The organism is Paenibacillus amylolyticus (assembly GCF_003719335.1).
Lineage (GTDB): Bacteria > Bacillota > Bacilli > Paenibacillales > Paenibacillaceae > Paenibacillus > Paenibacillus amylolyticus_D.
Window position 1 is genome coordinate 24,487 of record NZ_RIAS01000020.1, and the last position, 15,329, is coordinate 39,815.

Annotated in this window: 13 protein-coding genes; 11 read left to right on the forward strand and 2 right to left on the reverse strand. The window is 42.5% G+C overall.

The features are described from left to right. Positions 1-19 precede the first annotated feature (19 nt). From EC604_RS25930 to EC604_RS25975, 9 genes are all read left to right on the forward strand, one after another. Positions 20-1,132, forward strand: coding sequence for a stalk domain-containing protein (locus EC604_RS25930; RefSeq protein WP_123066923.1), 1,113 nt, complete (start codon positions 20-22; stop codon positions 1,130-1,132). Positions 1,133-1,410: 278 nt separating this feature from the next. Then, positions 1,411-1,506 carry a sigma factor-like helix-turn-helix DNA-binding protein gene (locus EC604_RS30675; RefSeq protein WP_275670055.1) on the forward strand — a complete coding sequence of 32 codons (96 nt, stop codon included), beginning with the start codon at positions 1,411-1,413 and terminating at the stop codon, positions 1,504-1,506. A 241-nt stretch (positions 1,507-1,747) separates the two neighbouring features. Further along, on the forward strand, positions 1,748-2,641 hold the full coding sequence (locus EC604_RS25945) for a polysaccharide deacetylase family protein (RefSeq protein WP_240037227.1): 894 nt from the start codon (positions 1,748-1,750) through the stop codon (positions 2,639-2,641). A 39-nt stretch (positions 2,642-2,680) separates the two neighbouring features. Next, positions 2,681-2,965, forward strand: a complete 285-nt coding sequence (locus EC604_RS25950; RefSeq protein WP_123066924.1) for a hypothetical protein — start codon at positions 2,681-2,683, stop codon at positions 2,963-2,965. Between the two features lie 21 nt (positions 2,966-2,986). Next, the gene (locus EC604_RS31115; protein ID WP_123066925.1) at positions 2,987-3,097 is read left to right on the forward strand and encodes a DUF418 domain-containing protein; all 111 of its coding nucleotides are present in this window, start codon (positions 2,987-2,989) and stop codon (positions 3,095-3,097) included. A gap of 79 nt (positions 3,098-3,176) precedes the next feature. Then, positions 3,177-3,455 (forward strand): barstar family protein, encoded by a 279-nt coding sequence (locus tag EC604_RS25960; RefSeq protein ID WP_123066926.1) that lies wholly within the window; start codon positions 3,177-3,179, stop codon positions 3,453-3,455. A gap of 567 nt (positions 3,456-4,022) precedes the next feature. After that, entirely contained in the window at positions 4,023-5,258 is a 1,236-nt protein-coding gene (locus tag EC604_RS25965; RefSeq protein ID WP_161557050.1) for a sensor histidine kinase, read from the forward strand. A gap of 25 nt (positions 5,259-5,283) precedes the next feature. After that, positions 5,284-5,928: a response regulator gene (locus EC604_RS25970; protein ID WP_123066928.1), complete on the forward strand. Its 645-nt coding sequence runs from the start codon at positions 5,284-5,286 to the stop codon at positions 5,926-5,928. 185 nt (positions 5,929-6,113) lie between these two features. Further along, positions 6,114-8,330: an MMPL family transporter gene (locus EC604_RS25975; protein ID WP_123066929.1), complete on the forward strand. Its 2,217-nt coding sequence runs from the start codon at positions 6,114-6,116 to the stop codon at positions 8,328-8,330. 11 nt (positions 8,331-8,341) lie between these two features. Here the strand turns inward: EC604_RS25975 and EC604_RS25980 are convergent, their stop codons facing one another. Beyond that, a complete protein-coding gene (locus tag EC604_RS25980; RefSeq protein ID WP_161557051.1) occupies positions 8,342-8,953 on the reverse strand; it encodes a TetR/AcrR family transcriptional regulator in 612 nt (203 codons plus the stop codon). Between the two features lie 258 nt (positions 8,954-9,211). Then, a complete protein-coding gene (locus tag EC604_RS25985; RefSeq protein ID WP_123066931.1) occupies positions 9,212-10,810 on the reverse strand; it encodes a response regulator in 1,599 nt (532 codons plus the stop codon). A gap of 258 nt (positions 10,811-11,068) precedes the next feature. Here EC604_RS25985 and EC604_RS25990 point away from each other — a divergent pair, with 258 nt between their 5' ends. Further along, positions 11,069-13,351 carry a beta-glucosidase gene (locus EC604_RS25990; protein ID WP_123066932.1) on the forward strand — a complete coding sequence of 761 codons (2,283 nt, stop codon included), beginning with the start codon at positions 11,069-11,071 and terminating at the stop codon, positions 13,349-13,351. Between the two features lie 147 nt (positions 13,352-13,498). Beyond that, positions 13,499-15,115 carry a methyl-accepting chemotaxis protein gene (locus tag EC604_RS25995; protein ID WP_123066933.1) on the forward strand — a complete coding sequence of 539 codons (1,617 nt, stop codon included), beginning with the start codon at positions 13,499-13,501 and terminating at the stop codon, positions 15,113-15,115. The last annotated feature ends 214 nt before the right edge of the window (positions 15,116-15,329 follow it).

Consider the following 15,329-nt stretch of genomic DNA (forward strand, 5'->3'; position numbering starts at 1 on the left):
TCACCAGGAGGTAATCACGATGAAAACGATGCAATATACAACAAAATGGACCAAAACCTTAGCCGTCGCCGGCTTGGCAGGCATTCTGATGGTGTCCGCTTCCGGGCTTTCTTCCGCACATGCACAGGTCCAATCCGCTTCCGGCAACGGACAGATTACGGCTCCCGTGCTTGCCACGAAGATGGTTACAAGCAAGAAACTCCACTCATCTGAGAAATGGCTGAAGGCAGATGTCACCATTCCCGTATTCCAAGGACTCGCAGACACCAAATATCAGGATCAGCTGAACGATATTATTGAATCCCATGCCTCCAAGGATCTTGCAAAATGGGAAAAAGCCGCCGCTGAAGCAGCCACCTCGGCCAAAAAGAATGGCTACACCATGCATCCCTACCAGCTGTTGATCCAATATGAGCTGACATCGGACGGCTCGGACAACGGCCTAGTCTCCCTTAAAATCACCACGGAGGGGACCAGAATGAACAATCCAGAGACACTTGTGGATACGTACAACTTCACGAATGAAGCCGAGGCGAAGCGCGTAACGCTTGAAGATCTGTTCGGGAGTAAGTACCCTTCCATTCTGGATGCGCATATTAAATCCGCAATCGCTGCAGACCAAGAGCTTTATTTTAAAGGGGAGGACGGATTTCAGGGTGTACATCCCGGGCAGAGCTTTTACGTGAAGGACGGGCATGCATACATCGTGTTCCAAAAATACAGCATCGCTCCGGGATCGACAGGCACGCCTGAATTTGCCGTGAAGCTCCCGGACCAGAAAGACGTACACAGAGCTGTCCAAGCGATCATTCCTTCCAGCAAGCATTACATCGGCAAAGACGGTAAGCTAATGGTGCCTTTAGCCAGCGTGCTGCGCCAGATGAATTTCGACGTTACCTGGAATGGCAAAAGCAAAACCGCCGACATTACCAAAGGAGCCCTCTGGAGCTCCATCAGCTTGAACAAGGACAGCTATTTTCTTGGAAAAAATGCTCCCCGCAAGCTCGGGGCGGTACCGGAAATGAAAAATGGATACGTCTACGTGCCGCTGGAATTCCTGTCCGATATTCTGAATTTGAAGGTCATCCAAGACAAGCAGGGTCAGATCACGATCTCCAACGCAGAAAATTAAAAACGCGCTTTCCTCCTTTTCTGTCCGCCCTCATATTCGATCACAGCAAAGACCGCCCGCAAGAATTTGCGCCAGCGGTCTTTTTTTTTCTTGTTGGGGGCTTGTGACCCGCCCAATCACAGATAAGATCATAGTGGCTGAAATTTCTTATTGCAAAATCAAACTTTCCGAACAACTCCCCCGTCTTGCTTCCGTAAGACTATTGCAATTGATGGTTACCCGCGCGGACTCAGAGGAGTGTCTGATTAGATAAGAGTCGGCCGGATAAATATCCGATTTTGCTTATCCTTCGCTTTTTTGAAGATATGAAGATCGAAGAAATTGCCGAAGTGCTTAACGAGAATCTGAGTACCGTGAAACCAAGGCTCTATTAAGGACTGCAGAAGCTTCGTGTGAACATGAGCGAGGAAGACCAAGAGGAGGAGAGACGATAATGCATGACAAGCTGAATAGGATAAGGCAGGAGTATGATTCCATTCCTATTCCCGACGAATTAAATGAGATGGTGAACAGAACGATCCCCTCCCGGCGAACTTTTCTATTAATCTTATGTAAGAACAAGTTCAAAGATTAATAGTTAGCATAAATTACGAGATGATAGGACGTGGACAGGTTTTGAAATCACATCAAGAATCAACAAAAGTGTACGGAAGTGCAATTCGCGGTGGAAGTCACAAACGTAGAAGGAAAATTCGTTATGGAAAGTTAAGTTTGGTACTTATGGGTTTGATTCTCCTTGTCATGGGGATTACGTATGCATTCAGCGGTATGACACATTGGATAAAGACGATGGTTGAACCGCCGCCCATTTCTGTTATTAAAGAGCCTGTTCAATTAGGGTTCATACAGGGTTCGCCAGACTCAAAAGAGCAACCGACGAGATTTTTGGGTCAAGTTAGCAAAGTGGTATATATTACATTTGATGATGGCCCTAGCAAATACACGGAGCAATTGCTAGACATTATGAACCAGTATGATGCTAAAGCTACTTTTTTTATGGTTGGAGAGAATCTGAATCACTACCCGGAAGCGGTGAAACGTTTGGTGAAAGAAGGCAGTTATCCCGGGCTGCATAGTATGACACATAGTTATAAAAAGTTATATAAGAGCGGCAGCTCAGACAACTTTTTGAATGAATTTAAAGAAGTACAAAATAAGGTCGAAGCTTTGATTGGATTTACACCACATCTGATACGTGCGCCTTATGGAAGCAGCCCACAGATTGGTGAGGCATTTAGAGGGGATATCGCGGCAGCAGGATTTAAAATGTGGGACTGGACTACGGACTCACTTGACTGGAACCTTCCCGGTCAGCCCAATAAAATTATATCCCGGATACAAAGAGGCGCACACCGAGATATAGAAGTTATTCTGATGCATGAACGGAAACAGACTGTAGAAGCTCTGCCACAAATTTTAAAACTACTGAGAGCAAAAGGCTATGAGTTTGAGGTTTACAATCCGAATGAGCATATGGTTGTTAATTTCAGCCACGATCCTCGCTTGTAATTCAACTTAGATAAACTAACCTTAAAAGAGGGAAAAACCGTGAACATTATAAGTAAAAAACGGATATATGCTGTTCTCATTACCTTATTACTTCTCCTACTTAACGGATGTGGAGAGCCTCAGGAGCCTGCGGTCAATCAGATTAATCATTTAGCTCAAAATAGTCAGGCGATCGAGAAAGGTCTGGAGTCCCTTTCAAATCATGAACAAGAAGATATGAAATTATACAATGTTATTCTGAGTCAAGGGAGGGAGAAAAAGAGTAACGTAACAGGGTTCCTGGAGCAGGTGGAAACTCATATTCGCGCGAAGAACTATTCTTGAACAAATAGTTTATCATTTACAGTGACATACTCAATATTCTTCTTCCTCATGTCTGTACTACTCACATTATGGTGGGCAATAACACACAAAAAGGGTCCGTTAGAATTGTTCATGCGAAAAGTAACAGGTTAAAATCTTTCAATTGGAGAAATTATAACAAGGTATGATGAATTTTTGAGGATCGTGTAACATTCAAAGGGAGCTTATTTTTATGTATCACATAACTATAGACGGAAAAAAAATTTGTAATATAAAAGAGCTGCATAGTTTTCTTCAAGAGAATCTGGCATTAAACGCAATCTATTTTGAGAACCCAGAAGCATTGTGGGACGGATTGACCAGCCATGTTTCTATGCCCCTTACACTTCAATGGCTTGATTTTCAAATGAGCAGAAGGGTTCTTGGCAATTATGCTGATGAATTAATGAATTTATTTTATGAAATTGATGAAGAGTTGGAAGAACTGTTCACCTTTATTTTAAAACTATGATGTGTCCTTTGTTCTTTAAACAGGAAGAACAACATCAACATGTCCGGATATTTAACAAAAAGAACATGAGATTCATGGACATGTACTAAAGATAGGCGATAAGTAATGCTTATAGAGATCAGAGAGGTTAGCGAGGATTTTTCTGCCTGTCGGATAGAGGTAACTTTTGATACTGTCACGGGACAAGAACATTGTTCCATACAAAGCCGCTATTATAGCGGCTTTTTTGATTTAAGGAACCAAGTTGTTGTCCCAAGCTGAGGACAAGAACATTGTACCATTGCCGAAATGGACAATAACATTGTATCATTGCGGATTAGATTGTTATCTAAATATTATCATGACAGGATTAGTGCGGTGGGACAAGGATCCAAACGTTTCTATAGGCAAAAACTCTGTTAAGGTATTTGATAAAAAAAACAACGGCTAAAGATCTAAGAACTTCCTGTACATAGTCTTTGTCATCAGTTGAGATGAGAATTAACTAGCAAACGTGTAAAAAGAAATTTTTAAAAACGCTCTTCGTTTCGTATGTCCGAAAGGGCATGTACTAAAGTACTATTATTCATGTTGAAAAGAGGTATACTGGATACCGAGGTGAATCTAATGTGGTTTAAAAGAAGACCGAATACCGCTTCAGATGCAGAAGAACCTATCGACCCTTTATCCGCTTCGCGGCTCCCTGTGTTAATATGGCTATGCCTTGTTACCACCGCAACCCTTATACTACAGACCATGTCAGCACCCATTATTATCCCGAGTATTTTTTTCGTCATAGTGATGATTGTCCATGCTTACTTTTACTGGATAACAGGTTCAATAGTCGCTTATTCCAAGCCGTTATATATTATAATTCAAGCAAGTTTAATATACGGTAGTGCTATTCTTATGCCGGATGGCATGCCGGCGATTCTGATTGGACTTATACCTGTATTAATCGGGCAAACCGTTGCGATCTATTTCGAAACAGCAAAAGTGGTTTTCGTTGCATTTGTGCTCTATGTCATGTTTTGTTCTCTAACTTTATTTAATCGAACTGGCCCTGAGGCGGCACTGCTTGTTTTATTACTTTTACTCATGATGGTTGTAGTCATATCTTACGCGTCATTGTTTTACAAACAAGTTAATGCACGTGTCAGAACCCAAAATTTCTTGCGGGAATTAGAGCTGGCTCACCAAAAAGTAGAGGAACTTACACTGACTGGTGAGAGACAGCGGATGGCTAGGGACTTGCATGACACATTGGCCCAAGGTCTTGCCGGAATTATTATGCAGCTGGAGGCTGCAAGTATTCACCAAGAAAAGGGGAACCAGCTCAAAGCACAGGAAATTATACGTAATGCCATGGTGCAGGCCAGACAATCATTGGCGGATGCACGACGAGCAATAGATGATTTACGCACAAAATCAACCCCTTCCATCACGCTGAGCGAAGCATTTCAAGAACAACTGGAACGATTCCGACAGGCGACTGGCATTGCAACTGAATTTCAGGGAGAGCTCTCTTCACAGTTGTCCAAAGTGCAGATGGAGCATATCTTGCATATTTTGAGCGAGTCCCTTATGAATATCGCCCGTCACGCACAAGCGAACCTTGTCAAGATAACTACCAGCCATAGCAATAATAAGTTTAACCTGAACATCGTTGATAACGGCCAAGGGTTTAACACGGATCGCATCGGAAAATTACATGGCCATTACGGCTTAATTGGTGTACAGGAGCGCGCCAGACTCATTGGCGGGAGTATTGAGATTGACAGTAATGCACAAGGAACAGCTATACATTTAAGCGTTCCATTATAATCGGTAGAAGGAGAGGGATAGCCGCATGAAGCACAAAGTCATGATTGTGGATGACCATTGGGTTGTGAGAGAAGGTCTGAAGCTTATTCTTGAAACAGACGACAATTACTGCATTGTAGGAGAAGCAAACGAAGGTGTTGAAGCATTAAAACTGATGGAAAGTTCTGAACCGGATGTCATCCTGATGGACCTTAACATGCCAGGGGGACTTGGGGGACTGGATACCATGAAACGGATGCAAGAGCAAGGCCTGCTTATTCCCGTTATCATTCTTACCACATATAACGAGGATGAACTTATGATCGAAGGTTTATCCCTGGGTGCCAAAGGATATCTTTTAAAGGATACCAGCCGTGAAAACCTATTCCGTACATTAGACTCTGCACTCCGTGGAGAGACTTTGCTTCAGCCAGAGATTACTGCCAGAGTATTCGCTCATCAGACCCGATCGTTAGCCAGAAAAACGGAGCCTACCTTGCTTAGCGATAAAGAAACGATTGTTCTGCAAGCCATCGCAAGAGGAATGCGTAGTAAGGAGATTGCTTTTGATATGGGCATTGCCGAACGTACAGTGAAAGCTCATCTTACGAATATTTACAACAAACTTGGCGTAGATTCACGGTCTGAAGCGGTTGCTGTCGCTGTCGAAAAGGGACTCCTGCATCTCTAAGTAAAAAAATGCCTCGCGTACGTCTTGATTTAACTAACGTACATGCCCGATCTTGCCCGATCGTACATTTAGGGAATGCCCTTATGTACGATTTTTTTTCGTCTATTTTTCAATACAATACAGACATAGGGTGGTGATGAATCACTTCCTAATTGCAGCAAGTTGAAAGGGGCATGACATTTATTATGGCAAAATGGTTATATCGTCTCGGAGCCTGGTCTTCGAGGAAAAGAAAAGCAGTAATTACAGCAGGACTCACACTTCTCATTGTAATGGCAGCTCTCGGCCTAGGCATGGGGACTTCGTTTACAGGTGAGATGACTATACCCGGAACAAAATCCGAGCAGGCTGCCGAGGTATTGAAATCCGAATTCCCAGCGTCGGATGGTGGTGGTCAAATACGTCTGATTTTCAAAGCTGATCAGGGATTGCTCACATCAGAGGGTAATCAATCCAAAATAAAAAAAGCGTTGAAAGATGTTAAAACGGATCTGTCCGTCGTCTCCGTTTCCAATCCATACGAAACGATGACACTAAGTGCAGACAAAAAAATCGGATATGCTGATATTACGTATAAACAGTCTGCAAGTGAAGTCGGAGAACATTCAAAAGAAAATGTACTTAATATAGCAGAATTGTTAACCAAAAATGGAGTGCAGACAGAACTCGGAGGCAGTGTGGCTTTCTCTGAAATTGAAGTAGGTGGCGTTTCTGAAGTCATCGGAATTCTGATTGCATTTATGATTCTGGCTTTTACCTTCACATCATTTCTTGCAGCCGGATTACCAATTCTGACAGCAGTGATCGGTTTGGGAATTGGATTGATGACCGTGATCGTTGGATCGAACTTTGTATCCATGTCATCATTCTCAATTACACTCGCTGTCATGCTTGCTTTAGCCGTAGGTATTGACTACGCTTTGTTCATTATATCCCGCTACCGTCAACAGCTGGCCGAAGGTTATGACCGTGACACAGCTATTGCGCAAGCAAACGCTACTGCCGGAGGATCAGTCGTTTTTGCGGGTCTGACCGTTATTATCGCCCTTGTAGGACTATCCGTTGTTCAAATTCCGTTTATTACCATGATGGGCTTGGCTGCAGCAATCAGTGTATTTATCGCAGTGCTTATTGCCATCATCTTTGTTCCTGCTCTTCTGGCTGTTGCTGGAGATCGGATTAGTCCGGCGCGAGAAAATCGCTGGTTGCGCAAATGGTCAGGTCAAAAGAAAAATAAAACAAAAGAAAATGCCTGGGGAGGGTTGATCACCCGAAAACCGTGGTTAATTTCGATTATATCCATAATCATTCTTACCGTATGTACATTGCCATTCCTGCACATGCAGCTAGGCTTGCCGGATAGCGGGCTTAAATCAACCGAAACCACGGAACGAAGAGGATACGACTTATTAGCAGAGGGTTTTGGAGCCGGATTTAATGGTCCGCTTGTCGTTGTAGCTAAAACTACTAACAGTAAAGATAGCCAGACCAAGATTGCAGAGGCAACAACTTACATCAAAGATATTCCAGGTGTTGCAAGTGTATCGCCAGCGATTCCTACTCCTTCAGGGCAAGCTGCAATCATTACTGTATTGCCTGAGACAGGACCACATGATATTCGCACGACTGAATTAGTACAAGCTATTCGGGATCAATCGGAGAACGTGCTAAAAAAAGACAACGTAGAGATTATGGTGACTGGTGGAACGGCAGTCAACATTGATATATCGGAAAAATTACAGGAGGCACTGCCTAAGTTTGCATTGCTTATCGTTGGACTCGCCTTTGTCCTGCTAATGCTTGTCTTCCGTTCAATCCTGGTTCCTATTAAAGCAGTTGTCGGCTTCTTGTTCACGTTAGGTTCAACACTTGGTTTTATCGTATGGGTCATACAGGATGGATACCTCGGCAGCTTGTTCGGCATCCCGGAACCTGGTCCTGTCTTGAATTTCCTCCCTATTCTTGTGACAGGAATTTTGTTCGGACTGGCAATGGATTATGAAGTATTTCTGGTGAGCAGAATGCGTGAGGATTATACCCACACGGGCGACGCCCACCGTTCAGTAAGAAGTGGATTAACTCACAGCGGGCCTGTGGTTACAGCCGCTGGACTTATTATGATTGCTGTGTTTGCCAGCTTTATTTTTGCCGAAGATACGATCATCAAATCGATGGGGCTTGCCCTTGCTTTTGGTATCCTGGTAGATGCCTTTGTCGTACGAATGACACTTGTACCTGCTGTCATGACAATACTCGGCAAACACGCTTGGTATCTGCCTAAATGGTTGGATCGACTTCTACCTAATATCGATATTGAAGGTGAATCCATTATGCAAGAGAATATGAACGAGAGCAGAATTACAAAAAATACCAAAGTTCAGACGGAATCAAACATTAAATAAAAAAGATATCATTAAGCCTTGAGCGCTGAAAGAAACGTCGTTTTAAGAATGTTAAATTGTTGATTCAAGTCTACCCGGGTATTAAATGCATCCGTATCATGCAGCATGGACATTTTTTTGGAGAAATTACCGAATACATTAATCATTGTAATTAATGTTTCAACTGTATTCATGTCAGTGCGCACAGAACCATCCTGTTCGCCTAAATGGGCCAGCTCCTTAAACAGATGGATTAGCTGATCATATTTATCCTGATAAATTTGTATGTTCTCCAGAGGTTCTTTAGACAAGGCAACATAACATTCAAAAGCTTCTATAAGTTTGGAATTTTGTTGATAATGAGCTTGATGATAGAAAACCAAAGCGTCAAAGATGCGCTCCATTTTCTCGTAACACGTACCTTCATCATGCAATACGTCTTGAAGTATCTCAATTTCTGAATGCACGATGTTAGCTGCTACCTCCACAATAAGATGCTCTTTTTTTGGGAAGTAACGGAAAATTGTTGCAACGCCGAGTATCGCTTCATTTGCAATTTCCTGCATCGTCGTTTGTTCAAAACCCTGTCGTGCAAATACAACAGTAGCCGCTTTAATAATTTCGATCCGGCGTTTCTGCCGCAAGCTGGTGCGCTCCTGTTCTAACCTTTGTTTGGGTTGAATGAGAATGACCTCCTTAAGTTCAATTAAATTATGCTATCAACTTAGATGTGGTTTGTCAACGAAAGAGAGTATGTTTATCATCATCTGATACAGATCACGTTCTTAAGAAAACTGCTCCAACAATTTGCATAATACAAAGAAGAACCTTCCACCCATAATTATCGATGGGATGGAAGGTTTTTTCACATTATAAATTAATCAAATGATCTTGTTGTAAAATTAACGATTTCGATATTCCTGAGGTGTGCAGCCATATTGTTTTTTGAAAATTTTTATAAAATGAGGGGGAGCCATAAACCCAAGCTTTTTGCTAACATCAGCAACTTTAAGTTCGGTTTGGGTCAGAAGGTGAACAGCTCTTTGCATGCGCAGCCGAAACAGATAGTCGCCGATCGTTTCTCCTGTTGCTGTTTTGTAGACTTTTGACAAGTAGACCGGATGAAGTCCAACGTGATCTGCAATAATTTGCAACGAGATTCCATCTGAAAGATGATTCTGAATGTAGGCATGCACGCTTGAAACAATATCATCGTGGGTATGCCTGATCTGATTTATCGCTTGGCTTCGATGAAACTGAATTATTTTCTCAGCCCAGGCATATACACGGTGACTGGAAATTTGACTTTTCTTTCGAATCATCAAATCGAACTCTTCATTGAGCAGTTCATCTACCGTAACATGTTGTGAGCGGAATGCAATGGCAAAGGTGGATGACAAGTAAAGCAAGCATGTATAAAGAACTTCATGAGACAGGTCCGACCCTTCTTCATCTACTAAAAGCACACGTTTGATTTTGGCAATCGCTTCTTCCCAGTTTCCAGCTTCCAACAATTGCGGCAGAAGTGGGGGCTCCAAAAGTTGAAGATAACCTTGATCCATCACAGGGTTCGGCAGCTGATCGTCGACGGTAATAAAATAGCTTTTATGCTCACCGACATTTTGTTGAATAGCCGCCACGCACCGATTAAAACCTTCACTTAATCCTCCGGGAAAAAGTCGCTCTTGTCCCAAACAGATGGAGATTGCCCCTTTTAGAAATTTTTGCACATGATTTTGCAACTTAACCGCAAAAGAATCGACAGAGTTTAGTGTTTTGGGATCCTCATGATGAATGAGGAACACTAGATACCCCTGATCGGTAATACAATGCCATAATCCAAATGGAGTGAAAACTTCATCTGCAATATTGGTAATCGCATATTCAAGGAGGGATAGAGATTGAAGATCATATCCTGAGAATTCCTCTTCCATTCGGATCACCATCATTCGATAGTTGTCTTCCATACGGATAGGAAGATTCAGAATCTTCAGGCGCTCCTCCAAAATATGCTGACTCATAGGCTTATTTTGGAGGAGATCATTAAGAAACTGATTTTGCAACACGGGAAGATTAGCATGTAACATGTGCTGGATCTGCTGCATTGAACTTATCTTTTCCCATTCTTGCTCAATATTCTTAATGGCGTCTTCAACAGTCTGGATAAGCGCTTGAGTGTCCACAGGTTTAAGCATATAGTTCATCGCCTGATAGCGAATTGCTTGCTGCGCATATTCAAATTCATCGTGTCCTGACAAAATAATACTCCGAATGCGAGGAGCTGATAAGCGAATAAGGCGGATTAATTCAAGACCATCCATTTCAGGCATACGTATATCCGTAATCATCACATCAATCGCAAACCGGGACGCGATATCCAGTGCTTCTTCGGCGGAGTAGGCACGATGCACTTCTTCGATGCCGCTATCTTCCCAAGGAATCGTGAGAGCAAGACTGTCCACCACAGACTTCTCGTCGTCTACAATTAAAAGCGCATACATAAGTGCAACAACTTCCTTCCTGATGATTGGTCTCCTTATTGTAGGCAATCATCACGGGCATTACAATCCGGATTTCCTTCTTAACCTGCGAATATTAAGATATTGTTATCCGTGTTTGGATGTAGTTATCTATATCAAAATGAATCTTGCGAAATGCGTTATGCAATCTTAAGAATGCGTTATATGCCTTCTTCTCCCTCAACCGTAAAATAAAATGGATACCTTTAAATGATACATAACGAAAGGGAGTATCCATGGATGAAACGAGATATTAAACAGCTCATAGATCAAATGACAATCGAGGAGAAAGCCAGTCTGTGTTCCGGCAGCACCTTCTGGACAACCACAGGAATCGAAAGATTAGGTATTCCATCCATTATGCTAGCTGACGGACCACACGGACTGCGAAAACAAGATGGAGAATCGGATCATCTGGGTCTGAACGAAAGTGTACCCGCGACATGTTTTCCTACAGCCAGCGGGCTGGCAAGTTCCTGGAATCGCGACCTGATTGAACAGGTAGGAAGTACCATTGGTAAAGAAGCCCAGACCGAGAATGTATCTGTTTTGCTGGGACCAGGTGCTAATATCAAGCGCTCCCCGCTGTGCGGACGAAACTTTGAGTATTTTTCTGAAGATCCGTATCTTACAGGTGAACTGGCTTCATCTCACATTCGCGGTGTGCAAACCCAGGGAGTCGGCACTTCGTTGAAGCATTTTGCCGTTAACAATCAGGAGGATCGTCGAATGTCTGTTAATGCGGTAGTGGATGAAAGGACTTTACGCGAAATTTACTTAACTGGCTTTGAAAAAGCGGTCAAACAAGCTCAACCATGGACTCTAATGTCTGCATACAACAAAGTTAATGGGACCTATGCATCGGAGAATCCCTACCTGCTGAATGATATATTGCGAGAAGAATGGGGTCATGACGGAATTGTTATGTCAGACTGGGGAGCAGTCAGTGAAATTGTACCTAGCGTGGCGGCAGGCATGGAACTTGAAATGCCGCCTTCCAATGGGGAGGCACAACTTAAAATTATTCAAGCGGTTGAAGAGGGGACACTCGATATCTCATTACTTGATCAAGCGGTCGAACGCTTGCTTACGGTTATTTTTAAATGTGCAGATCATATGCAGCAAGATGTGACATACGATGCTGAAGAGCATCATGCTTTTGCGAGACAGGTGGCCCAAGAGACCATGGTATTGCTGAAAAACGAGAATGGGATACTACCATTGCAGAAAACGGGCCATATCGCTGTTATTGGAGAACTAGCCCAATCTGCCCGTTATCAGGGCGGGGGAAGTTCACACATTAATGCAACGAAAATTGATATTCCTTATGAGCAGTTGCTTCTTTCAGCAGGAGACCAAGCACAACTCACGTATGCACAAGGATATGAACTGAGCTCGGATGAAACCAATGCTCCATTATTACAAGCTGCTCTGGAAACGGCAGCGGCAGCTGATGTGGCCATCTTGTTTGTAGGACTACCCGATCGTTATGAATCTGAGGGATATGACCGCAAACATCTTGACCTGCCAAACAATCATCAGGAGCTCATTACCGCAATAGCTGCTGTTCAACCTAATGTAATTGTAGTGTTGAGCAATGGTGCCCCTGTCGTTATGCCTTGGCTCCACAATGCCAAAGCCGTTCTGGAAGCATATCTGGGGGGACAGGCAACTGGAGGCGCTATCGCTGATATTTTATTTGGTGATGCAAACCCGAGCGGCAAGCTTGCCGAGACGTTCCCGCGTTCAACCAAACACAATCCATCCGCATTGTTTTTCCCTGGTGATGGAAACCAGGTTGAATACAGAGAGGGGATATTTGTAGGTTATCGGTACTATGAAGCCAAAGATATAGAACCGCTGTTTCCTTTTGGTTATGGACTAAGCTACACACAATTTGAATACTCCAACCTGACTGTTGATAAAAGGAAGATCAACGATACAGATTGCATCAACGTCTCGGTAAAGATTAAGAATACTGGTTCTGTGCAGGGTAAGGAGATTGTTCAACTTTATATTCATGACACAGCATCCCGTGTTACACGTCCTGACAAAGAGTTGAAGGGCTTCACCAAGATCGACTTAAAACCAGGTGAAGAGAAACAAGTCACAATAAGTCTCGATAAACGTTCATTTGCATATTACGATGTAGAGCGATCCGATTGGCATGTGGACAGCGGCGAATTCGAGATATTGGTAGGTGCATCTTCTCAAGATATTAGGCTTACAACAAAAGTTGTCGTAAATTCGACATCCCGTGAAATTATCCCAACATACCATCGCGACACCACTTTTGGTGAGTTGCTTGCAAATCCTAAAACGATGGCAATCCTTTCTCAAATGCAACCTCAAGCGGATCAGGATCAAAGTGAGATTCAATCCAGTGCAGTATCCGCTGAGATGGTTCAAGCTTCCATGCAGTATTTGCCATTGCGGAACCTGATTCCTTTTTCAGGGATGACAGAGGAAACCTTATCACAATTACTTGCAGCATTGAATCAGGCAGTACAAAGCGAAACATAGAATTTGATCTTTCTTTTCAGCTTGATTTCAGATAAAAGTCGCCATGAAGGCGACTTTTATCCTTTGTATAGTCTTTATACTTAACTCGTACATGTATAAATTTATAAGAATTATTAATATGTAACTTTTAGAGAAGGTGGATATTAAATGAGTATTCGTAGGAAAATGCTATTCGTGTTTGGGACTGTTATTGTACTGTATCTCGTGGCACTAAGTTACCAAAATTACAAATCTTTAATCCAAAATGAAAAGTTGGAAGAGATACGAAAAGTTCAATTTACCTCCTCGCTGAAAGCACAGGAGATGCAGGAGAGTCTGATGGAATACCAGGTTCAAATGATGCTTCCATCGATTGGATATGCGTCTAAGGAATCCGTTGAAGAAGCAAGTGCACAATTGTTAACAAAATTCAAGCAAGCTTTGCAAGAGTATTCTGCATTGAATCCATCCGAAAAAAATGAAGTAGTTCAGATTCAGGAAGCATATTCCAGTTACATTGACCAAGGTCATTTGGAGGGAGGACAGAAACTAAACGAATTAATCCTTGGATTAAAATCCAAAAGTGTGATTGATGTGAACTCCAATATTCATACATTGATCACGTCCAACAAAAATGTATTTTGGCAGTCCATCACATATCAGTTATTAGTGACTTTACTTGTTATCGTCATCGCACTGCTGCTCGCGCGTTCTATTATTAAGCCTATTGAACATCTCGTTAAAGGAACGGAACGGATCCATAATGGAGATTTAAGCCAGTCATTTCATTCAAACGCTTCAGATGAGATTGGCAAACTTGCAATTATGTTTGAAGTCATGCGCACTGGCCTTACAGGCTTCATACGTTCAGCCCAGGATAATTCCGATGTGGTTGTACAAACCAGTCAGAATCTAATAAAGAATTTGGAGAAGTCCTCCATTTCAATGAGAAAAATTGGTCGGTCGGCAACTTCCGTTTCAGATGGAGCGCTTGTACAACTTCAGTCAGCAGAAGAAACGGTACGAGCCATAGATGAAGTAGCCCGAGGCATTGCCCTGATCAGTGAGTCAAATAATGAAGCTACAGAATGTTCATCCACTACTGAACAAGAAGCTAGAAAGGGAGAGGAACTTCTAAAGAACGCTAAACTTCGCATTGACCGCTTTAATCACACGATGGATGAAATAGAAAGATCTGTTGCAACAATGAAACAGCATTCCGTTACTATTCAAGAAATCGTTCATCTTATAGCGACAGTTGCTCGTCAAACTGACTTACTCGCTCTTAACGCAGGTATAGAGGCTGCAAGAAGTGGGGAACAAGGAAGAGGATTTTCCGTTGTTGCAAGTGAAATTCGCTCACTGGCAGATCAAACCCGTCAATCGTTAAGTAACATATTTGATACGATTAACGACATTCAGGAAGATGCGGTATCAGCAAACACTATCGTAGTTCAAGGAAAAAAAGAGTTGGCACAAACGATAAATGCAGTTGAACAAGCAGGTCAAGCATTCGAAATGATCCTTGAATCTGCCAAAGACGTTGCCAGTCAGATGCAAGAGATCTCATCCGCTTCTGAGCAATTATCCGCAAGCTCTGAGGAGGTCAGCGCTTCGATGCAGCATTTAGCTTCTATTGCCAAACAAGCACATACAGAAAGCACAACGATGGTTCAGGCCGTTGAACAGCAGATGGTTATTGCAGAAGAAATACAGCATTTTTCCGATAACATTCGAGATTCTGCTTTTAATATGAGAGATCAAATCTCCATTTACAAAACCTGATATATGTGAGGATGAGCGCGAAAATAGAAAAAATGAAAAGGATTCGGAGTATGGAGAAAAATCGGGAGAGTTGATACTAAATTCTAACTGCTGTAACGATTAAACCAATCATTTAGATTACGCTATTCCATCTTTGTTATGAGTTATATCCCTCTCTTCAAAGAGTTATTAAAATAAAGTTATAAGATAAAGAACTCAATTGAGCATTAAAACA